General features: G+C 62.1%; 19 protein-coding genes and 1 pseudogene. 14 read left to right on the top strand and 6 right to left on the bottom strand.

Annotated elements, in window-relative coordinates; genetic code table 11:
- From MKZ91_RS28770 to MKZ91_RS28750, 5 genes and pseudogenes are all read right to left on the bottom strand, one after another.
- Positions 1-76: pseudogene (locus MKZ91_RS28770) on the bottom strand (GNAT family N-acetyltransferase); the annotation flags it as partial.
- A 93-nt stretch (positions 77-169) separates the two neighbouring features.
- Positions 170-1,099, bottom strand: coding sequence for an electron transfer flavoprotein subunit alpha/FixB family protein (locus MKZ91_RS28765; RefSeq protein ID WP_336174457.1), 930 nt, complete (start codon positions 1,097-1,099; stop codon positions 170-172).
- 150 nt (positions 1,100-1,249) lie between these two features.
- Positions 1,250-1,999, bottom strand: a complete 750-nt coding sequence (locus MKZ91_RS28760) for an electron transfer flavoprotein subunit beta/FixA family protein (RefSeq protein WP_275020989.1) — start codon at positions 1,997-1,999, stop codon at positions 1,250-1,252.
- A 44-nt stretch (positions 2,000-2,043) separates the two neighbouring features.
- The gene (locus MKZ91_RS28755) at positions 2,044-2,649 is read right to left on the bottom strand and encodes a dimethylsulfonioproprionate lyase family protein (RefSeq protein ID WP_336174456.1); all 606 of its coding nucleotides are present in this window, start codon (positions 2,647-2,649) and stop codon (positions 2,044-2,046) included.
- A 2-nt stretch (positions 2,650-2,651) separates the two neighbouring features.
- Positions 2,652-4,688 (bottom strand): NADH:flavin oxidoreductase, encoded by a 2,037-nt coding sequence (locus MKZ91_RS28750; RefSeq protein WP_336174455.1) that lies wholly within the window; start codon positions 4,686-4,688, stop codon positions 2,652-2,654.
- A gap of 147 nt (positions 4,689-4,835) precedes the next feature.
- Between MKZ91_RS28750 and MKZ91_RS28745 the strand changes: the two genes are divergently transcribed.
- The 7 genes from MKZ91_RS28745 to MKZ91_RS28715 all read left to right on the top strand — a co-directional run bounded on the left by MKZ91_RS28745 (position 4,836) and on the right by MKZ91_RS28715 (position 12,517).
- On the top strand, positions 4,836-5,465 hold the full coding sequence (locus tag MKZ91_RS28745; protein WP_336174454.1) for a TetR/AcrR family transcriptional regulator: 630 nt from the start codon (positions 4,836-4,838) through the stop codon (positions 5,463-5,465).
- 7 nt (positions 5,466-5,472) lie between these two features.
- Complete coding sequence (locus tag MKZ91_RS28740; RefSeq protein ID WP_336174453.1) at positions 5,473-6,273, top strand: pyrroline-5-carboxylate reductase family protein; 801 nt, start codon at positions 5,473-5,475, stop codon at positions 6,271-6,273.
- Positions 6,274-6,339: 66 nt separating this feature from the next.
- Positions 6,340-7,341 (top strand): ABC transporter substrate-binding protein, encoded by a 1,002-nt coding sequence (locus tag MKZ91_RS28735; RefSeq protein WP_336174452.1) that lies wholly within the window; start codon positions 6,340-6,342, stop codon positions 7,339-7,341.
- Positions 7,342-7,443: 102 nt separating this feature from the next.
- A complete protein-coding gene (locus MKZ91_RS28730) occupies positions 7,444-8,331 on the top strand; it encodes an ABC transporter permease (RefSeq protein ID WP_336174451.1) in 888 nt (295 codons plus the stop codon).
- Complete coding sequence (locus MKZ91_RS28725; RefSeq protein WP_336174450.1) at positions 8,324-9,403, top strand: quaternary amine ABC transporter ATP-binding protein; 1,080 nt, start codon at positions 8,324-8,326, stop codon at positions 9,401-9,403. The genes MKZ91_RS28730 and MKZ91_RS28725 overlap by 8 nt, the downstream gene beginning before the upstream one ends.
- Positions 9,404-9,516: 113 nt before the next feature.
- A complete protein-coding gene (locus MKZ91_RS28720; protein ID WP_336174449.1) occupies positions 9,517-11,502 on the top strand; it encodes an oxidoreductase in 1,986 nt (661 codons plus the stop codon).
- A gap of 1 nt (position 11,503) precedes the next feature.
- Positions 11,504-12,517, top strand: a complete 1,014-nt coding sequence (locus MKZ91_RS28715) for an Ldh family oxidoreductase (protein ID WP_336174448.1) — start codon at positions 11,504-11,506, stop codon at positions 12,515-12,517.
- A 19-nt stretch (positions 12,518-12,536) separates the two neighbouring features.
- On the opposite strand, the gene MKZ91_RS28710 is transcribed toward MKZ91_RS28715, so the two are convergent.
- On the bottom strand, positions 12,537-13,250 hold the full coding sequence (locus tag MKZ91_RS28710) for a GntR family transcriptional regulator (RefSeq protein WP_336174447.1): 714 nt from the start codon (positions 13,248-13,250) through the stop codon (positions 12,537-12,539).
- A 350-nt stretch (positions 13,251-13,600) separates the two neighbouring features.
- Between MKZ91_RS28710 and MKZ91_RS28705 the strand changes: the two genes are divergently transcribed.
- The 7 genes from MKZ91_RS28705 (at position 13,601) to MKZ91_RS28675 (ending at position 21,458) form a co-directional block, all read left to right on the top strand.
- Complete coding sequence (locus MKZ91_RS28705; protein ID WP_336174445.1) at positions 13,601-15,100, top strand: aldehyde dehydrogenase; 1,500 nt, start codon at positions 13,601-13,603, stop codon at positions 15,098-15,100.
- Positions 15,101-15,102: 2 nt separating this feature from the next.
- The gene (locus tag MKZ91_RS28700) at positions 15,103-15,987 is read left to right on the top strand and encodes a dihydrodipicolinate synthase family protein (protein WP_336174444.1); all 885 of its coding nucleotides are present in this window, start codon (positions 15,103-15,105) and stop codon (positions 15,985-15,987) included.
- A gap of 3 nt (positions 15,988-15,990) precedes the next feature.
- Positions 15,991-17,337 (top strand): NAD(P)/FAD-dependent oxidoreductase, encoded by a 1,347-nt coding sequence (locus MKZ91_RS28695; RefSeq protein ID WP_336174443.1) that lies wholly within the window; start codon positions 15,991-15,993, stop codon positions 17,335-17,337.
- 97 nt (positions 17,338-17,434) lie between these two features.
- Positions 17,435-18,436, top strand: coding sequence for an ABC transporter substrate-binding protein (locus tag MKZ91_RS28690; RefSeq protein WP_336174442.1), 1,002 nt, complete (start codon positions 17,435-17,437; stop codon positions 18,434-18,436).
- A gap of 89 nt (positions 18,437-18,525) precedes the next feature.
- Positions 18,526-19,413: an ABC transporter permease gene (locus MKZ91_RS28685; RefSeq protein ID WP_336174441.1), complete on the top strand. Its 888-nt coding sequence runs from the start codon at positions 18,526-18,528 to the stop codon at positions 19,411-19,413.
- A complete protein-coding gene (locus MKZ91_RS28680) occupies positions 19,406-20,443 on the top strand; it encodes a quaternary amine ABC transporter ATP-binding protein (RefSeq protein WP_336174440.1) in 1,038 nt (345 codons plus the stop codon). Before MKZ91_RS28685 ends, MKZ91_RS28680 begins: the two co-directional genes overlap by 8 nt.
- A gap of 103 nt (positions 20,444-20,546) precedes the next feature.
- Positions 20,547-21,458 carry a dihydrodipicolinate synthase family protein gene (locus MKZ91_RS28675; RefSeq protein ID WP_336174439.1) on the top strand — a complete coding sequence of 304 codons (912 nt, stop codon included), beginning with the start codon at positions 20,547-20,549 and terminating at the stop codon, positions 21,456-21,458.
- Positions 21,459-21,515 lie beyond the last annotated feature (57 nt).

Here is a 21,515-nt window from a genome sequence, read left to right as displayed (position 1 = left end):
TGGGGCCTTCGAGCTGAACCGTCATGACCTCGAGCGGCTTGCCTGCCTGAACGGCAACGGCGGCGCGTACATCCATCATTGGATCCCTCTTGTTGTTTGCTGAATTGCGGGCCGGGCCGGGCGCGCAGAGCGACCGGCCTCATAATGATGTCGATCGCGTCAAAACGCGTCAGAGTGTCTTTTGCAACTCCGGCAGGACCTCGAAGAGATCGGCAACCAGGCCGTAGTCGGCGACCTGGAAGATCGGTGCCTCTTCGTCCTTGTTGATGGCGACGATGACCTTCGAGTCCTTCATGCCGGCCAGATGCTGGATGGCACCGGAGATGCCGCAGGCGATGTAGAGATCGGGGGCGACCACCTTGCCGGTCTGGCCAACCTGCCAGTCGTTCGGAGCATAACCGGCGTCGACCGCGGCACGGCTTGCACCGACGGCAGCACCGAGCTTGTCGGCAACCGGCAGGATCACTTCCTGGAACTTTTCCGAGGAACCGAGTGCGCGGCCACCGGAGATGATGATCTTCGCAGACGTCAGTTCCGGACGGTCGGACGACGACAGCGCGTCGGCAACGAAGCTCGAAACGCCCGGATTGGCAGCAGCCGAAACGCTTTCGATCGCCGCCGAACCGCCTTCCGCGGCCGAGGCGAAGGAGGCGGTGCGCACGGTGATGACGCGCTTTCCTTCGGTCGTCTGCACCGTCTGGATGGCGTTGCCGGCATAGATCGGGCGCTTGAAGGTATCGGACGAGACAACTTCGATGATTTCCGAGACCTGGGAAACGTCGAGCAGGGCGGCGACGCGCGGCATGACGTTCTTGCCGACCGAGGTCGCGGCGGCAACGATGGTATCGTAGTTGCCGGCAAGCGAAACGATGAGGGCTGCCAGCGGCTCTGCCAGGTTGTTGGCAAGCGAGGCGTCGTCAGCGACGAGCACCTTGGCAACGCCGGCAAGCTTGGATGCCTGCTCGGCGGCTTGCTTGGCGCCGGCACCGGCGACGAGGATGTGCACGTCGCCGCCGATCTTGGAGGCAGCGCTCAGAGCCTTGGCGGTCTGGTCGGAAAGGTGGTTGCTGTCGTGGTCAGCCAGAAGAAGAATGGCCATGATCGTGTCCTCTAGAAAAATGGTTCGTTCCCGAAATCCGTCAGGCCCTGCCGAAAGCGGTGAGGTGCGAGAACCGGAGCGCAGCGTACGTTTGGTACGTGAGCACCGGAAGCGCAGCGACACGCCGTTTGCAGGCGGGCCTCACGGATTTCAGAGAACGCCGGCTTCGGTTTTGAGCTTTTCAACCAGCTCGGCGACCGACTTGACCTTGATGCCGGCCTTGCGGCCCGACGGTTCCTCGGTCTTCAACACCTTGAGGCGGGCGGCCGTGTCGACGCCGAAGTCGGCCGGCGACTTCTTGTCGAGCGGCTTCTTCTTTGCCTTCATGATGTTCGGCAGCGAGGCGTAGCGCGGCTCGTTCAGACGCAGATCGGTGGTGACGACGGCCGGCAGCTTGATGTCGATGGTCTGCAGGCCGCCGTCGACTTCGCGGGTCACGGTCGCCTTGCCATCGCCGATCTCGACCTTGGAGGCAAAGGTGCCCTGCGCCCAGCCGAGCAGCGCCGACAGCATCTGGCCGGTCTGGTTACTATCGTCATCGATCGCCTGCTTGCCGACGATGATCAGGCCCGGCTGTTCGGCGTCGGCCACACCCTTGACGATCTTGGCAACGGCGAGCGGCTCGACCTGGTCTTCAGTCTCGACCAGGATGGCGCGGTCAGCACCCATGGCAAGGGCCGTGCGCAGCGTCTCTTCGGCCTTGGCCGGGCCGACGGAAACGACGACGACCTCCTCCGCCTTGCCGGCTTCCTTCAGCCGCAGCGCCTCTTCGACCGAGATTTCGTCGAACGGGTTCATCGACATCTTCACGTTCGCAAGCTCGACGCCCGAACCGTCTGCCTTCACGCGGATCTTGACGTTGTAGTCAACCACCCGCTTCACCGTCACAAGTATTTTCATGGCAACCTTCCCTCCGCGCCCGGTCCTAGCCGAACGCCTTTTCGTCAACGTCTCGATCGTTCGGGCAGCAATGCCCAAAGAGCAAACAGCGGTCTTTCCGCTGAGCGCATCGCATGCCTGATACCAGGCGGATTGTAGAAGGAACCTCCGATCCCCGGTGAGAACCAGTCGGAGGTGCCATGCTGAAACTCCCCTTCCGACAGGACGAGATAGGTTTCTTCGGGCGCGTGGTCGTGATCGGGGTAGCGCACATTCGGCGCCATCAGCGTCGCGCCGAGCCAGAGATCTCTTCGGTCCTCCAGACCGCCCGGACCGACGATCATCGCATTACCATGACCGGTCAGGAAATTCTCGCTCGCCGTATCGTCATAGACCGAGCGCCACTTCCATTCGAGCAGCGGCTCTATCGCCCGGAACCGTTCGATCAGCCTGTCGAGCGATGCTCCCCCTGTCCTTCTCGACAGGACTTCGTCGAGCCAAAGCTCGCAGGCGGGAAGACGTTTTCCGAGGTCCGGGCGTTGCGGCTGCGGCGTCTCGAGCAAGGCAGCGATCTGCGTGATCGACTGCCGTGCCCTCGGGTCCTGCGCGCACTCGTTGAACGCGACGAAAGCCGCGTCCAGAAATGCCTGCAAAGCGTCGGACCGCGCCATGGTCAGAGGTCCTTGGCAAGCCGCAGCGCATCATAGATGGCAGCATGCGTGTTGCGGGCTGCAACCGCGTCACCAATCCGGAAGAGCTGGTAGGCGCCTTCCGGATTGCGCTCAACCGATTGCGGCGTCCCGGCAATCAGCTCGTCGTAGCAGACCTCACCGAGGTTCCTCGAGCCTGGCTTCAGTTCGAAGTAGAGGTCATCGAGCGGAATCGTGCCATGGTTGACAACGATCTGATCGAAGGTCTGCTGCTTGGCGACACCGCCATAGTCACTGCCGACATGGGCGATGATCTGATTGCCGCTCTTTTCCGCCGCCTCCAGCCTGTAGGTGACGGTGAAGGTCACATCGAGCTTCTGCAGCGAGCGCATGTAGGGAACAAGGTTCATCGCCATGACTTCCGGCGCGAAGGAGCGGTCCGGCGTCATGATCTCGACCTTTGCCCCGGCCTTGGCGAGGAACTCTGCAGCCTGGAGACCCGCATGGTCGCCGGCGTCGTCGAAGATGAGCACGTTGGTCCCAGGCTTAACATCGCCCGAGATGATGTCCCAGGAGGAAACGACGAACTCGTTGCCCTTCGAAAGGACCTCCGTGTGCGGCAGTCCGCCCGTGGCGATGATGACCACGTCGGGCGTTTCGGCAAGCACGGTGTCAGCCTCGGCCCAGGTGTTGAACCGGAAGGTGACGCCGAGCTTCTCGCACTGGCTCATGCGCCAGTCGATGATGCTGATCATTTCCCTGCGGCGCTCGCTCTGGGCTGTCAGCCGGATCTGTCCGCCCGGATGGTTCGCGGCCTCGAAAACGACGACCTCATGTCCCCGTTCGGCAGAGACGCGAGCGGCTTCAAGACCGGCAGGGCCAGCTCCTACGATGACGACCTTCTTCCGGGCCGCGGCCTTCGGGATGCGATGCGGCATCGTTTCTTCGCGGCCCGTCGCGGCATTGTGGATGCAGAAGGCCAGCCCCCCTTGATAGATGCGGTCGAGACAGTAATTGGCGCCGACGCAGGGGCGGATGTCGTCCTCGCGCTTCTCCATGATCTTTCGCACGATATGAGGATCGGTCATGTGGGCTCGGGTCATCCCGATCATGTCCACCTTACCGGCAGCGATCGCATGACGCGCCGTCGCCACGTCCTGGATCTTCGCGGCATGGAAGGTCGGGAACTTGGTTGCCGCGCGGACGTCGCCGGCAAAATCCAGATGCGGTGCGCTCGCCATGCCCTGGATCGGAATGACGTCTGTCAGGCCCGGGTCCGTATCGATGTGACCGCGGATGACGTTCAAGTAGTCGATGAGACCGCTTTCCTTGAGACGACGGGAGATCTCCAGGCCTTCGGCCTTTCCGGTCCCGCCGGGAAGACATTCATCGGCCGTGTAGCGAACGCCGAGAATGAAGTCGTTGCCGACCCTTTCGCGCATCGCCCTGAAGACGTCGAAACAGAAGCGAAGACGATTATCGAGCGAACCGCCATAGGGACCGTCGAGCTCGTTGGTAAGCGGGGACGTGAACTGGTCGATGAGATGCCCGTAGGCTTCAAGCTCGACGCCATCCATGCCGCCCGCCTTCATGCGTTCGGCGGCGTCAGCAAAATCCTTGATGATGCGCTCGATGTCCCAGTCTTCGATCTTCTTGGGAAAGGCGCGGTGCGCTGCCTCGCGATGGTGAGAGGGCGCAAGCACCGGGAGCCAGTCGCCCTTGTCCCAGCGGGTGCGCCGGCCGAGGTGGGTGAGCTGGATCATGATCGCAGCACCCTCTTCGTGCACCGCGTCGGTCATTTCCCTGATCCACGGAACAATCTCATCCTTGTAGGCGAGCAGGTTGTTGAAGACCGGGGGGCTGTCCTTCGAGACTGCCGCAGAGCCGGCGGTCATCGTCAGCGCCACGCCGCCCTTGGCTCGCTCAACCGTATAGGCACGGTAGCGCCCCTTGGGCATCCCGTCTTCGGGATAGGCCGGCTCGTGAGACGTGACGATGATGCGGTTGCGCAGGGTCAAATGCTTCAACTGAAACGGCTGAAGCAGGGGATCGTTCGACATGCGACGGGCTCCGGTTTATGGGACTTCAATCGCAACGGTAAGCGGGAATGTACACATGTGTCAATAATCAAAACACTGCCGTTCGTTTATTTGACACACATGTACATTTTGCTTGATAGCGCCCTTTGGATTTGTTAGGAGGCAATCATGGAACAGTCGATGAGTGACACTGGCTGGCGCGGTTCTCAGGAAGGGTGGCTCGAGGCCGCCTACGACTCCCTGCTCGAGTCGGGCGTGGACTCGGTGAAGATCCTGCCGTTGGCCAAACGCCTCAATCTGTCCCGGACCAGCTTCTATTGGTTCTTCAAGGACCGGGAGGAACTGTTGAGCGCGCTCGTGGCGCGCTGGAGGGAGAAGAATACGGGCAACCTCGTCAAGCAGTCGGAAGCCTATGCGGAGTCCCTGACCGAGGCGATGCTGAACGTTTTCGACTGCTGGGTGAACAAGGACCTGTTCGATTCCCAGTTCGAGTTCGCCGTTCGCAGCTGGGCGCTGCAATCGCCCGAGATATTGGCCGAAGTCCATGCGGCCGATCAAGCAAGAATGGAGGCGCTGGGCCGCATGTTCATGCGCTTCGGCTACGAGGCGGGGCCGGCGGACGTTCGCGCGCGAACGACCTACCTGGTGCAGATCGGATACATCTCGATGCAGGCCAAGGAAGACCTTGCGCTGCGCATGAAGCGCATTCCGGAATACATCGCAATTTACACAGGACAAACGCCGCAGCAGAGGGAGATCGATCGCTTCTTCGCCCGGCATGGCTACAAACCAGAATAGGCGAAGCATGGGTGCGGGCGGACCGTTGAGGGTTGGGGTGATTGGCGGCGCAGGCTGGCTGGGCGGAGCAATCGCCGAAGCCATGCTCGACGCCGGCATCGTCAAGCCTCAAGACCTGTCGCTGTCCTATCGCAGCGAGCGTCCCGACCGTTTCGATCACGCCTTCTGGACAACAGACAATCAGGCACTTGCCGACCGTTCGGACGTTATCGTTCTCTCCGTCCGCCCGGCCGACTGGCAAAACCTCAACGTCGATGCCGAAGGCAAGCTGCTCATCTCCGTCATGGCGGGCATTCGCCTGACTGCTCTCAGCGAGCGCCACCGCACCGACCGCGTGGTCCGTACCTTGCCCAACGCAGCGGCCGAAGTTCGCAAGTCCTATACGCCTTGGATCGCGAGCGCCGGGCTGCGGGACGGCGATCGAACGGTCGTAGAGGCGATCTTTGATGCCTGCGGTTCTCAGGATGAAGTGCGCTCGGAGGCCGAGATCGATTATCTGACCGGCCTTACCGGATCGGGTCCAGCCTTTCCGGCCCTGCTCGCCGCAGCGATGATGGCCGACGCCGTCTCGCAGGGGCTGGAGCCGGAGATCGCCAAGCGTGCCGTCAACGCCCTCGTCGTGGGTGCCGGCCGGATGCTGGAACAGCGTGACGACTGTCCGACCGACATTGTCCAGACCTTCCTCGACTATCGCGGCACCACTGCGGCCGCGATCGAGGAAATGCGCGCGGCGGGCTTTGATGCCGCCGTTTCGCGCGGCCTGTCGGCAGCATTCAGGAAATCGGTTCGCATGGGAGAAGCCTCCTAGCGCCGCAGGGCGGGTCTTGCGGCAACCCGCCCCAGAAGAAAAAAGCCGCCAACAGAGGGAACGATAATGAAAAGCCTGCTTGCATCGACCTGCCTGTTTCTTGGAACCGTCTGCGGATCATCACTCGGCCATGCGGCCGATTGCGGAGACATCAGCATCGCCAGCATGAATTGGCAGAGCGCCGAGGTGATTTCCAACCTCGACAAGATCATTCTCAACGAGGGCTATGGTTGCAACGCCGAGATCACCATCGGAGACACGGTCCCGACGATCACCTCGATGGCGGAAAAGGGCGAGCCCGACATCGCGCCCGAAGCCTGGATCGACCTGCTGCCAGACGTCGTCAAAAAGGGAACGGACGAGGGTCGTATCGTCAAGGTCGGTTCACCGCTTCCCGATGGCGGCGTACAGGGCTGGTGGATCCCGAAGTACCTTGCCGATGCCCATCCGGACATCAAGACGATCCAGGATGCACTCAAGCATCCGGAACTCTTCCCGGATCCGGAAGACCCGAGCAAGGGGGCGATCCACAACGGCCCGCAAGGCTGGGGCGGTACGGTCGTAACAGCGCAGTTTTACAAGGCGTTCGAGGCGGAAAAAGCCGGCTTCACGCTGGTCGATACGGGCTCGGCTGCAGGCCTCGACGGCTCGATCGCCAAGGCCTACGAGCGCAAGGAAGGCTGGGTCGGATACTACTGGGCTCCAACGGCGCTGCTCGGCAAATACGAAATGGTAAAGCTTGGCTACGGCGTTGAGAACGACGCGGCGGAATGGAAGCGATGCAACACGGTGGCGGACTGCCCGGACCCCAAGCCGAATGCCTGGCCGATCGACACGATCGTGACGCTGGTTGCAAAACCCTTCTCCGAAAAGGCCGGCCCTGAGGTGATGGACTATCTGAACAAGCGCTCCTGGAGCAACCAGACGCTGGGCCAGTTGATGGCCTGGATGACGGACAATCAGGCGAGCGGCGAGGAAGGCGCCAAGCACTTCCTCGAAGAAAACAAGGATATCTGGAAAAAGTGGGTGTCCCCCGAGGCCGCAGCGAAAATCGAAGCCGCGCTTTAGTCAGCCGCCACTGAATCCGGTGCGATGGGCGCTAGACCCGTCGCACCGTTCCTGCCGACATAACAAGAAGAACGGATCGGCTCTTTCGAGAAGGGGAACCGAATGGACTGGTTTTATCAATTTCCGCATATGAACGACAATGCGCTTCGAGCCCTGAAGAAGGTCATCGACGAGACATTTCGAGGCTTTACCCGCAACTACGGCGATCTGATCGAAGGATTTTTCGTCCCGCTGCAGCATTTTCTGATCGCCGCCGAGCGCTTCATGACCAAGACGCCCTGGCCGATCATCACGCTTCTGATCCTCGCCATCGCCTGGGCAGCGACAAGGAGCATGCGAATCGTAGCCAGCTGTCTCGTGACGCTGTTGTTGATCGGCTACTTCGGCATGTGGGACGACACGATGCGGACGATCTCGATGATCTTTGTCTGCACTGTTCTATCGATCGCCATCGGCCTGCCGATCGGCATTCTGATGGCGCGTTCCGACAGGGTCCAACGGGTCGTCAATCCCGTGCTCGACGTGATGCAGACCATGCCGAGCTTCGTCTACCTGATCCCCGTGGTCATGCTGCTCGGCATCGGCAGGGTTCCGGGCCTGATCGCCGTCGTCATCTACGCCATCCCGCCGATGATCCGGCTGACCAATCTCGGCATTCGCCTGGTGGACAAGGATGTGCTGGAGGCTGCCGATGCGTTTGGCGCCGACAACAGGCAGAAGCTCTTCAAGGTGCAGCTCCCGCTGGCGCTTCCGACCATCATGGCCGGCATCAACCAGACGATCATGATGGCGCTCGCCATGGTCGTCATCGCCTCGATGATCGGCGTTCAGGGGCTTGGCCAGCCGGTGCTGAAGGCAATCGCGAACCAGTATTTCACGCTCGGCATCTTCAACGGTCTCGCCATCGTCGGCATTGCCATCATGTTCGACCGTGTCAGCCAGGCCTACGGCGAACGGCTGCAGAAGCACCGGGAGGTCGTCCATGGCTGACCACGCTTTCGGCGGCATCGCGATCCGCCACCTCTACAAGATCTTCGGGCCGAATGCGAAGGCCCATGTCGAGGCAGTTCAAAACGGCTTGACGAAGGCAGAGCTCAACGAACGGCACGGGCATGTGCTCGGCCTTCGCGACATCAACATCGAAATGCCGTCGGGTTCGATCCAGGTGATCATGGGCCTTTCCGGCTCGGGCAAGTCGACGCTCATCCGCCATATCAACCGGCTGATCGACCCGACGGCCGGCGAAGTCCTCGTCGACGGCGTCGACGTGGTGAAGATGCCGGAGGCGGAACTGCGCGAGTTCCGCAGGCACCAGACGGCAATGGTGTTCCAGAAGTTCGCGCTGCTTCCACATCGAAGCGTACTCGACAACACGATCTTCGGCCTCGAAATCCAGGGCGCATCGCGCGCGCAAAGCATCGACACGGCGATGCGCTGGCTGGAGCGGGTCGGGCTCAAGGGCTTCGAGAAGAAGTACCCGAACCAACTGTCGGGCGGCATGCAGCAGCGCGTCGGCCTTGCCCGGGCGCTTGCCAACGATGCGCCGGTTCTCTTGATGGACGAAGCCTATTCGGCCCTCGATCCCCTCATCCGCACGGATATGCAATCGGTGCTTCTGGACCTTCAGAAGGAGATCAAGAAGACGATTGTCTTCATCACCCATGATCTCGACGAGGCACTCCGACTGGGTGATCAGATTGCCATCTTACGCGACGGCGAGGTCATCCAGCAGGGTTCGAGCCAGGATATCGTGCTGAGGCCTGCCGACGACTATGTCGCCAACTTCGTCAAGGAGGTGAACCGGGGCCGCGTCGTGCATGTCGGGGCGATCATGGCGCCGCTTGGTACGGCGGCTGCCGGCAGCGGACAGAAGATTGCAGCCGATCTCACGGTTGAAGAGGCGGTGCGAGCGCTTGCGTCTGCACCCGAAGGCGATATCACCGTCGTCGATCCCGCAGGCAAACCTCTCGGCACGGTGACCTTCCGCCAACTCGCAGGCGCCATGGTCAATGCGCATGAGACCATCGATCGCACGATGGCGATTGCGGCCACCGCCGCGTGATGCGCCAACCCGACAGTCCAATTGCTTTGCCTCCGGGCGGTGTGTTCGCCGCCCGGAAGGAACGATGAGCCCCCCTTTCCCAACCCGATCCTCTCCCCGCCCGGAGTTGCGCGATGTCCAAGAAGTTTCCCCGGCTGTTCTCCCCGCTCAAGCTGCGGTCGCACACGCTGAAGAACCGGATCGTCTTCGGTGCCCACACAGCGAACATGGCGGTCGAGGGCCTACCAACCGAACGCCATGCCGCCTATTACCGGGAACGCGCAATCGGCGGCGCCGCGATGATTGTCGTCGAACCCATGCCGGTGCACGCCGCGGCTGTCCTGACCCGCGGCAATTTCCGCCACTCCGACGACGGCGTCATCCCGCACTTCAAGAAGGTGGTCGAGGCGATCAAGGGGCATGGAGCGGTCGCGATCCAGCAGCTCTATCACGTCGGCGCGCATGGAGATTCCGACAACTCCTTCCACCCCCATTGGTCGCCTTCGGGCGGCCCGAGCTATCACGACAGCGACGGCTCGCATCCGATGACCGAAGCGGAAATCCTCGAGACGATCGACGGCTTCGTCGAAGCGGCGCGGCGATGTCGCGACGCCGGCTTCGACGGTGTCGAAGTCTGGGCAGCCTATCTTGGCATGGTCGACCAGTTCTGGACCCCATGGTGCAATCGGCGCGACGACCAATGGGGCGGTTCGCTCGAAAATCGTACGCGGATGTCGCGGGAGATCCTGACGCGGATCAGGCAAGTTTGCGGCCCCGACTTCATCGTCGGCCTTGCCATCAGCGACGAACCGGACGTGAAGGTCGCGCTTCAGCGCGACGAGCTTGCCGAAATCATCCGTCTGCACGACGAGCTTGGCCTCATCGACTATGTCACCTGTGGCTCGGGCGGCTATCTCGATTTCTACAAGCTGATGCCGACGTTCCTCTATCCCGAGAAGCTGGGCGCAGACCTCGCATCCGTCCTGAAGGGTGTCGTCAGGAATGCTGTGGTGATCGCCGAAAGCCACATCCGCACCCCTGAAAATGCCGAAACAGTGCTTGGCGAAGGGTCAGCCGACCTCGTTTCGATCGTGCGCGGCCAGATCGCCGATCCCCATCTGGCGACCAAGGCGGGCGACGATCGCCCGGACGACATTCGCGGCTGCATTTCGTGCAATCAGATGTGCTGGGGACGCCGGTCGCGGGACTACTGGATCAGTTGCCTGATCAACCCCTCGGTCGGGCGCGAAGCCGAATGGAACGGTGACCGTTTTGTAAGGACCGGCGATCCGAAACGCCTGCTGGTCGTCGGTGGCGGACCCGCCGGACTGGAGGCGGCCCGGGTGGCCGCAGAACGCGGGCACAAGGTCGTGCTCGCAGAAGCATCGAGCCGTCTCGGCGGCAATTTCCTTTTGGCGGGCATGCAGCCGCGAAGGGCGCAGGTCCTCGATCTCATCGCCTGGTATGAGCGGCAACTCGACAAACTCGGCGTCGAGGTTCGCCTGAACTCCTATGTCGAGGCCGAGGACATCGACGTTGCCGAATTTGACCGCGTCATCGTTGCCACCGGCTCCTATTCCCCGGAGACAGGCTTCCAGAAGGCGCTGCCGACGGTCGATACGATGCCGGGCCTGGAGAAGGGCAATGTCTTCACGGTCGAAGCGGTCATGGCGCGCCAGGCCCGACCGGGCAAACGCGTGCTGCTTTTGGATGAAGGTGGCGGCTGGCGCGGCTGCGGCACCGCCTGGAAGCTTGCTGAGGAAGGCCATCAGGTAACGATCCTGACGCCCGATCCGTTCGTCGGCAAGGAGCTGCAGAGAACCGCGGCCGACGTTCCCATGCGGCAGGCGCTGAGGAAACTCGGCGTCGAATGGATCGTCGAGGCGAGCGTCACCGAGTGGCATGGCAACGGCGCAACGATCGTCGATCACACGACGGGAGAGTGCCGGTTCATCGAGGCCGACGCCCTTGTCACGGCCACCACGAATTCCCCGGCCGACTGGCTGATGCCCGGTCTTGCCGAACGCGATATCGTTGCGCACCAGATCGGTGACTGCGCCGCGCCGCGACAGGCGCCCTATGCATTCTACGAGGGCCGCAAGGCGGGACTGGAGATCTGACATGCAAGAGATCGAACTCAGCGAGAGTGACGCACGAGATCTGGCGCTCCGAGCCTGCCTTGGTGCCGGCGCCAACGCGGCGAGCGCCCGATCGCTCGTGGACGCAACGGTATCGGCCGCCCGCTTGGGCCCGAGTGCTGTCGGGTTTCCGCACCTGGTCGACTATCTGAACAGTTTTCGCGAAGGGCGCATCAATTGCGCTCCCGCGCCGGTCGCCACTCGCCCCTTCCCCGCTCATCTCGCCTGTGATGCCGACCGAGGGATCGCGCAGCTCGGCTTCGACCTCGCCTTCCGCGACTTCGTCGATGCCGCCCGCACCTTCGGGATTGCGCTCTTCACCCAGAAGAACAGCTATACGACAGGCGAGCTTGGTTACTACGTGCGCCGGCTTGCGTTGGAAGGCTTGAGCGGACTTGCAGCGACCAACGCCAATGCCATGGTCGTGGCAAAGGCGGGAGGGCCGCCCGTCTACAGCACGAACCCCATCGCCTTCGGATTTCCGCTCGGCGACACCGCGCCGCCGCTCATCGTCGACCAATCGTCGAGCGCGACTGCCTACGTCAACATTGTCGCTGCTGCCGCCGAGGGGCGAGAAATCCCGGAAGGATGGGCGGTCGACGCAGAAGGCGCAGATACGCAGGATCCGGAAAGGGCACTTATAGGCGCGCTCCTCCCGTTCGGCGGCCGCAAGGGTGCGAACGTCGCGCTGGTCGTCGAAATGCTGTCGGCCGGCCTCTCGGGCGGATCGTGGTCGCTCGACACGCCGAGCTTCCGGTCGGGTGATGCATCCCCGGCCGTCGGCCTGACAGTGATTGCGATGATGCCGGGTGCGGCAGGCAGCGATCACATCGCCCGCGCCCACAACCAGGTCCGGCGGCTGGAAGAACTCGGCGTGCACGTTCCGGGCGTCAGCGGCAGGCCGCCCGGTTCGATGGAGCGACCATTGCGCATGTCCCGCGCCGTCTTCGACGCCATTGATCGTTTTGCGTCCAACTGGTCTGGCGGATCGGCGTAACCCAGCGACGAAGGTCCCGTTACACGCCGAGCGAAATCGCCATCCCTTCCGGGGCGGCATACATCGCCATGTTCTTGCGCGACAGATCGAGGTGTGCGCGGATCAACGCCTCCGCGCGGTCAGGATCGTGGTTCGCGATTGCATCGATGATTTCGTCGTGCTGGCGCGACGCCTCGTGCAACTCCTCCAACATGCGCGCATTGCTCGGCCTGTAGAAAATCTTGCCGATACGCGCATGATCGATCAGCAGCCGGCGAAGGCTTGGAAGAATGTACGCATTGTTCGCGATCTCGCCGACCCGAAGGTGAAATTTGTCATTGTAGAAAACGCGCCCGTCGACGTCATTGCTGTGGACCGCGTCGCGAAAGCTGTCCTGTATCTCGCGCAGGCCTGCGATGTCGGCCTTCGACGCGTGTTCGGCGGCGAGCCGCGTGGCCGCGACATAGATCATTGGGGCGATCAAAAAGAAGTCTCGAAGGGATTGGTAGCTCATCGAGGTCACGCGGGCCGGGCGGTTCGCCTCAAGCTCGATGAACCCTTCCCCCGCAAGCTGCCGCATCGCTTCGCGCACCGGAGGGCGGGACAGTCCGAATTCCTCGCTTAAGGCGACTTCATCCAGAACCGATCCCGGCGCTATCTGCATCGTCAGGATACGGTGGCGCAAGGTGTTGTTCAGCGCAGCCTTACGATCCGGGCCAACGCCTGTTTCAGGTGAGCTTTGATTTTGCGCCATGACAAACTCCTTTTGCGCGCATCTTGTCTACAAAAGGTAGACTGGTCAACGTATTTCGATTTTCGTCGACTCTCCCCCTGTGATCGCGCGGCTCCTTTTTGCCCGCTCTTCGCTAGATGCGCAAGGCCCGATGGTCTCCGGCCCGACGGCCAACGCTCGCCGCACGTTCGGTTATCAGTCCGTTCCGCGGGATGAGCCGAGGCACTGTCGCGTCATCGCACTTCACGTGTCTATTGACAGTAGATCAAATGTCTATCTATTGTATTATAGCAAACGAGCAAGACACTCGGCAGGACCGTCGAGCCAGGTCGAGCGTTGCGGATGATTTTACGATTGATGGGAGCAGACGAATGACGGAACTTCTGACCAGGGCGCAGTACGAGCAAATCGCGTCGCAACTATCCCTTCCCGCAAAGGCCATCATCGATGGCCGATCTGTCGAGGCGAGATCGGGACGCACATTTGCAACGACCAATCCCGCGACAGGAGAGAAGCTCGCAGATCTGCCCGCCTGCGGCCCCGAGGACGTTGACGCGGCGGTTGCGAGCGCGCGGCAGTCGTTCGCCGATGGCCGCTGGGCGAAGCAACATCCCGCTGCCCGCAAACAGACGCTTCTTCGCCTTGCCCAGCTCATCGAGGACAATCTGGTCGAACTCTCCGTCATGGAGAGCCTGGACAGCGGCAAGACGATCCTCGATTGCCAGACGGTCGACGTACCCGAGACCGTCAACTGCCTCCGCTGGCATGCCGAAGCAATCGACAAGATCTATGATCAGGTCTCGCCGGCCTCGAACGACCACATCGCGCTTGTCGTTCGCGAACCCGTGGGTGTTGTCGGGTTGGTCCTGCCGTGGAACTTCCCGCTTCTCATGCTTGCCTGGAAGATCGGTCCGGCGCTTGCCGCCGGTTGCAGCCTGGTGGTCAAGCCGGCGGCCGAGACGTCGCTGACGGCGCTTCGGGTGGCCGAACTGGCGCTCGAGGCCGGCATCCCGGCCGGAGTCTTCAACGTGGTGACAGGCTCCGGCTCGCAGGTCGGCGAACCGATCGGCCGGCATATGGATGTCGACGCCGTTTCGTTCACCGGGTCCACGCAGACCGGCCGCCGTTTCCTCAACTATTCCTCCGAGTCCAACCTCAAGGAAGTCGTCCTCGAAATGGGCGGCAAGAACCCCTCGATCGTCCTGGACGATGCCGACGATCTCGACGCGGTGGCCGCTCATATTGTCAACGGCGCCTATTGGAACATGGGCGAGAATTGCTCGGCCATTTCTCGACTGATCGTCCATTCTGCCATCAAGGGGAAGCTGCTCGACAAGATCGTCGCCGAGGTGAAGAACTGGCACGTGGGCGATCCGTTGGATCCGGATAACCGTGTCGGCCCCCTCGTCTCCGAGGCGCACTACCGGAAAGTTGCGAGCTATCTCGGCGATGGGGTGAAGGTTCTTCACGGAGGTGAAACCAGCAAGGGCCGCTTCGTTCACCCGACCATCGTCGAGGTCGAAAGCAACGCCGCCCGGCATGCGAAGGAAGAAATCTTCGGACCGATCCTGACGGTCATCACCGTCGACAGCCTGAAAGAGGCCGTCGCGATCGCCAACGAGACGGAATACGGACTGACCGCTTCCGTCTTCACCGGCAACGGCAAACGGGCCATGCGCGCCGCCCGCGCCCTTCGTGCCGGCACCGTCACCGTCAACTCGTTCGGCGAGGGCGATATCACCACACCGTTCGGCGGCTACAGACAGTCCGGCTTCGGCGGGCGCGACAATTCCGTTCACGCCCACGACCAATACACCCAGCTCAAGACCATCTGGCTCGATCTCAACGACGACGAAACCGCGGACCTCTAGTCATGACCAGCTTTCCGTTTCCCGGACTGAACCTCGCAATCGCAACGCCCTTCGACGCGGAAGGCCGCATCGACTACGCGAAGCTCGAGCAGAATATCGAGCGCTACCTGGCGCTCGGCGTACCCGGCTTCGTGTTGAGCTCGGGCACCGGCATGCATGTGTACCTGACAAAAGAGGAATCGAAGGAACTCGTGCGGCGCGGCGCGAAGATCATCAATGGCCGGGCCAAGGTGATCGCCCAGACCTCGGCGCTGCTGACGGCCGACGTGGTCGAGCGGACGAAGTTTGCGGCCGATTGCGGCGCCGACGGCGTCATGGTCCTGCCGCCCTTCTTCGAGGGGCCGACGGACGATGAAGGCATCATCGACTTCTACGCGGAAGTGGCGGCCGCCGGCCTTCCGGTCATCGGCTACAACGTCCCGCACGCCGTCGGCGTGACCGTGACGCCGGAGCTTCTCAAGGCGCTCTGCGCCATCCCGAACTTCTGTGCCGTCAAGGACTCGAGCGGCGATCTCGGCAGGCAGGCATCGCTCATTCGTACTGGCCTTCCGGTCATGAATGGCGCCGACCATCTGGTTCCTTTCGCTCTCTGGTCCGGAGCGAGTGGCCTCATCTGGGGCGGCGCCAATTTTGCCCCGCGCACCGCGCTCGCCTTGGTCGCCGCCGCAACCGCCGGCGAGTGGGGCAAGGCGCGCGAGATCTGGTCTCTGCTCGAACCGGCGATGTCGCTCATCTGGGAAGGCGACTATGTGCAGTCGGTCTATGCCGCCGCCGTACTCACTGGTTTTGGTGCCGGCGCGCCGCGCAAGCCGCTTCGTCCGCTCTCGGCAGATCGCATCGCAACTATCCGCGCTGCTCTCGGCAGCCTGATCGAACGGGAAGCTTGAGCCGTGAGCACCCCCTCGAAGAAGGTATTTGTCGCATCGAGGCTCCCGAAGAACACGGGCGTTTCCGGGTGGGTGGCGATGCTCCCTGCCCGCCAGGCAAAACTCCGGCTCGAGGGGCATATCACCGCCGACGTCGTCGTCATCGGTGGAGGCTTCGCAGGCCTGTCCGCAGCCCGCAGGATCATGGAACTCGATCCGACACTCGATATCGCCGTCCTTGAGGCGGGCGTCATCGGAGAGGCCGCGGCGGGACGAAATTCCGGCTTCATCATCGACCTGCCGCATGAGGTCTCGTCCGAAGACTACGGCGGCGACTCGACCACAAGAAGCCGCGAGGCCATCGAGATCAGCCGCACTGCCATCGCCCTTGCCGGTACCGTTGCACAGGAACAGGGCTGGGGCCGCGAGATCTTCGATCCATGCGGACGCTACAGCGTCGCCATCAGCGACGAGGGCGACCGGCATCTGGTCGACTATGCCAAGGGATTGGTGAAGCTTGGCGAAAAGCATCAGTTGCTCAACGCGCGCGAAATCGCCGACGTGACGGGCACGAACACCTATACGTCGGCGCTGTTTACACCCGGAACCATCATGGTGCAGCCGGCAGCCTATATCCGCGGCGTCGCAGACAGCCTGCGCGACCCCGTCAGGATCTTTGAAAATACCCCAGCGGTGCAGTTGGAAAACGCCGGTCGCGGGTGGTTCGTCAAGACACCCCAAGGCTCGATCAGCACGGGCCGGATCATCCTTGCCAACAACGGCCATGCGGAGAGTTTTGGCTTCTTCAAGAGCCGGCTGCTCCATGTCTTCACCTTTGCCTCGATGACAAGAGAGTTCGACCCGAGCCGGTTGCCGGGTCAGCGAAAATGGGCGGCGACGCCGGCGCTTCCGATGGGCACGACCGTGCGGCGCATTCAGGGTCAGGCTGGCGACCGGATCCTCATCCGCTCCCGCTACACCTATCACCACAACATTGAGGCGAGCGAGACAACCCTGCGGCGCGCGGGTGCGAAGCACGATCAGAAATATCACGCCCGCTTTCCCCAATTGCCGGATGTTCCGATGGAGTATCGATGGGGCGGAGCCATGGCACTGACGTGGAACTCGGTGCCCGCGTTCGGCGAAATCGAGCCCGGCCTGTTTGCGGCCTGCGGGTGCAACGGCGTCGGCGCCACGAAAGCCACTGCGAATGGCATCGCGGCGGCCGACCTGATGCTCGGCGTCAAATCACGACTGACAGAAATCTTCGCGCGCTTCGACGCACCGAAATCGCTGCCTCGCCAACCGTTTCGGACAATCGGTGCCAAGGCGAACCTCGCGTTCCGCGAGTGGCGCGCCGGTGGCGAGTAGATAGTCGCCGCGACAGCAGGACCTTTCGATAACTGAAGTCGGTGGTCGCGGCACTCCGGCTTTGATGGAACACGCCGCCAAAAGAGGGAACGGAAAAATGAAAAAGCTGCTTGCATCAACCTGCCTGATGTTCGGCCTGATTGGCGGAGCATCGGCGTCACATGCCGCGGAATGCGGAAGCGTGACCATTGCCAGTATGAACTGGCAGAGCGCCGAGGTGCTCTCGAACCTCGACAAATTCATCCTCAATGAAGGCTATGGCTGCAGCGCCGAGATCACCATCGGCGACACCGTGCCGACCATCACGTCCATGGCGGAGAAGGGCCAGCCCGACATCGCTCCGGAAGCGTGGATCGACCTGTTGCCCGACATCGTCAAGAAGGGAACGGATGAAGGCCGGATCATCAAGGTCGGCTCGCCACTACCCGATGGCGGCGTGCAGGGCTGGTGGATCCCGAAATATATCGCCGACGCCCATCCGGACATCAAGACGATTGGCGACGTGCTGAAGCATCCGGAACTCTTCCCCGATCCGGAAGACGCAAAGAAGGGCGCCATCTTCAACGGCCCCCAGGGCTGGGGCGGCACGGTGGTCACCGCCCAGTACTTCAAGGCGTTTGAAGCCGAGAAGGCAGGCTTCACGCTGGTCGATACCGGTTCGGCGGCGGGTCTCGACGGTTCCATCGCCAAGGCCTACGAGCGCAAGGAAGGATGGGCGGGCTACTACTGGGCGCCGACCGCATTGCTTGGCAAGTATGAGATGGTCAAGCTCGACGCAGGCGTGCCGCTCGATGCCGCCGAATGGAAACGCTGCATCACCGTTGCCGATTGCTCGGATCCGAAACCGAGCGCCTGGCCCGTCGATACGATCGTGACACTGGTGGCCAAGCCGTTTTCCGAAAAGGTTGGGCCGGAGGTCATGGACTATCTCAACAAACGCGCCTGGAGCAACGACACGGTCAGCAAGCTGATGGCCTGGATGACGGACAATCAGGCAAGCGGCGAAGAAGGCGCCAAGCACTTCCTCGAAGAAAATGAGGCGGTCTGGTCGAAATGGGTCTCGCCGGAAGCGGCCGAGAAGATCAAATCGGCCCTGTAAGCCTCGTCCGGGTGCGGTGAGCCGAGGCGCACCGCACCCTTGGCCAAAATCGAAAACTCGCGCCGGCTTCTTCAGAAAAGGGGAACCGAATGGAATGGCTTTATGAATTCCCACACATGAACGACGACTCCCTTCGCACGCTGAAGAAAGCGATAGACGAGGGATTCCGGTCGTTCACGCGCGCCTATGGCGACGCCATCGAGGGCTTCTTCTCCCCCTTGCAGCATTTTCTGATCGCTTCCGAGCGCTTCATGACACAGACGCCCTGGCCGATCATCCTACTGATCATCCTGGCGATCGCCTGGGGCGCGAGCCGAAGCTTGAAGGTCGTGCTCGGCTGTCTGGTGACGCTCCTGGCGATCGGCTACTTCGACATGTGGGACGACACGATGCGGACGGTCTCGATGATCTTCGTCTGCACGCTGCTTTCAATTGCGATCGGCATTCCGATCGGCATTCTGATGTCCCGCTCCGATCGCCTGCAGCGGGTCGTCAACCCGGTGCTCGACGTGATGCAGACCATGCCGAGCTTTGTCTACCTGATCCCCGTCGTCATGCTTTTGGGCATCGGCAAGGTGCCGGGGCTGATCGCCGTCGTCATCTACGCGATCCCGCCGATGATCAGGCTTACCAATCTCGGTATCCGTCTGGTCGACAAGGACGTTCTCGAAGCGGCCGATGCTTTCGGTTCATCGAACTGGCAGAAGCTCAAGAACGTGCAGTTGCCGCTGGCGCTACCGACAATCATGGCCGGCATCAACCAGACGATCATGATGGCGCTCGCCATGGTCGTCATCGCCTCGATGATCGGTGTTCAGGGTCTCGGCCAGCCGGTGCTGAAGGCGATTGCCAACCAGTACTTCACGCTCGGCATTTTCAACGGCCTTGCCATCGTCGGCATCGCCATCATCTTCGACCGGGTCAGCCAGGCATATGGCGAAAGGCTCCAGAAGCACCGGGAGATCGTCCATGGCTGACACGACATTTGGCGGCATCAAGATCCGCCACCTCTACAAGATCTTCGGCCCGAACGCAGGCACGCACGTCGAGGCCGTGCAAAAGGGCCTGACGAAAACAGAACTCAACGAGCGGCACGGACATGTGCTCGGCCTGCGGGACATCAACATCGAAATTCCCTCCGGCTGCATTCAAGTGATCATGGGTCTGTCGGGCTCGGGAAAATCGACGCTCATCCGGCACATCAACCGGCTGATCGACCCGACTGCCGGCGAAGTGCTCGTCGACGGTGTCGATGTCGTCAAGATGGCCCAGCCGGAACTGCGTGAGTTCCGGCGCCACCAGACGGCGATGGTGTTTCAGAAGTTCGCGCTGCTCCCGCATCGCAACGTACTCGACAACACGCTTTATGGCCTTGAAGTTCAGGGCGTTGAGCGCGCGAAGGGTGTCGACATCGCCATGCGATGGATCGAGCGCGTGGGGCTGAAGGGCTTTGAAAGCAAATACCCCAATCAGCTTTCCGGGGGCATGCAGCAACGTGTCGGCCTTGCGCGTGCGCTTGCCAACGATGCGCCGGTTCTCTTGATGGACGAAGCCTATTCTGCCCTCGACCCACTGATCCGCATGGACATGCAGACGGTCCTTCTCGACCTGCAGAAAGAGATCAAGAAGACCATCGTCTTCATTACCCATGATCTCGACGAAGCCTTGAGATTGGGCGACCAGATTGCGGTCCTGCGCGACGGCGAGGTCATCCAGCAGGGCACCAGCCAGGACATCGTCTTGAGGCCCGCGGACGACTACATCGCCAACTTCGTCAAGGAGGTGAACCGTGGTCGGGTCGTGCATGTCGAGGCCGTCATGACGCCGGTCGCCGCGGATCACGCCGTCAATGGCGCGACGCTGAGCACGGGAAGCACGATCGAAGCCGCCCTCAAGATACTGGCGCACAGGGATGCCAAGGATCTGGTGGTGGTCGATGCCGGCGGAATGCCCGTCGGCACCGTCGATCTGAAGCGGCTGGCCGCAGCAGTCGTAACGCCGCACTGAGCGGCGGAAGACCCGCACACATTCAACGGAAACCCAGGAACCCGGGCCAGGCGTCTCCGCGGCGCCGCTCGTCCAGAATCCGACTATCCATGGAGACTGCATCATGAAGTTCGAAGGCATCTACACCCCGGCCATCACCCCGATCGGGCACGACGGGCAAATCGACCGCAAGGGTTTTGCAGCCGTGCTCGAGTCCCTTATCGAAGCGAGAGTTCACGGCATCATCATTGGCGGATCGACCGGCGAATACTACGCCCAGAGTGCAGAGGAGCGGTTCGAACTGGCCGCCCTCGCCAAGGATGTGATCGGCTCGCGGCTGCCGCTCGTCGTTGGGACCGGTGCCACCAGGACGGAAGATTCCGTGGCGTTCGCCAAGGCGGCCAAGGAGATCGGCGCCGACGCTATTCTCGTGTCATCGCCGCCCTACGCCTTGCCGACCGAGGAGGAAAACGCCGTCCACGCACTGACGGTGGATCGGGCGGCGGGTCTGCCCATCATGCTCTACAACTACCCGGCCCGCATGGGGGTGATGATGGGGGACGCGTACTTCTCCCGTGTCAGCGAATCCAGAAACGTCGTGGCGATCAAGGAAAGCTCCGGCGACATGGCCAATCTCCACCTGCTCGCGCGCAAGTATCCTAACATCGCACTTTCCTGCGGTTGGGATGACCAGGCACTCGAGTTCTTCGCCTGGGGCGCAAGGAGCTGGGTCTGCGCCGGCTCCAACTTTCTGCCGAAGGAACATGTCGCCCTCTATGAGGCCTGCGTCATCGAGAAGAACTTCGACAAGGGACGGGCGATCATGACGGCGATGCTGCCGCTCATGGATTTCCTCGAAGGCGGCAAGTTCGTCCAGTCGATCAAATACGGTTGCGAACTGAAGGGCCTGCCGGCGGGGCCGGTCCGTGCGCCACTCGGTCCGCTCAACACCGAACAAAAGCAAACTCTCGAGACGATCGTCGCCACCTTGAGGCGCGATGTCGCCCTGATCGCCGCGGGAAACCGCCATGCGTGAGCGAGCAATCACAGCCAAAATGATCGCCGAGATGCGCCTTGAAGCCACAAGCGAGAC

Source organism: Ensifer sp. MJa1, from assembly GCF_037026475.1.
GTDB lineage: Bacteria > Pseudomonadota > Alphaproteobacteria > Rhizobiales > Rhizobiaceae > Ensifer.
This window is presented reverse-complemented; position numbering and strand designations above follow the sequence as displayed.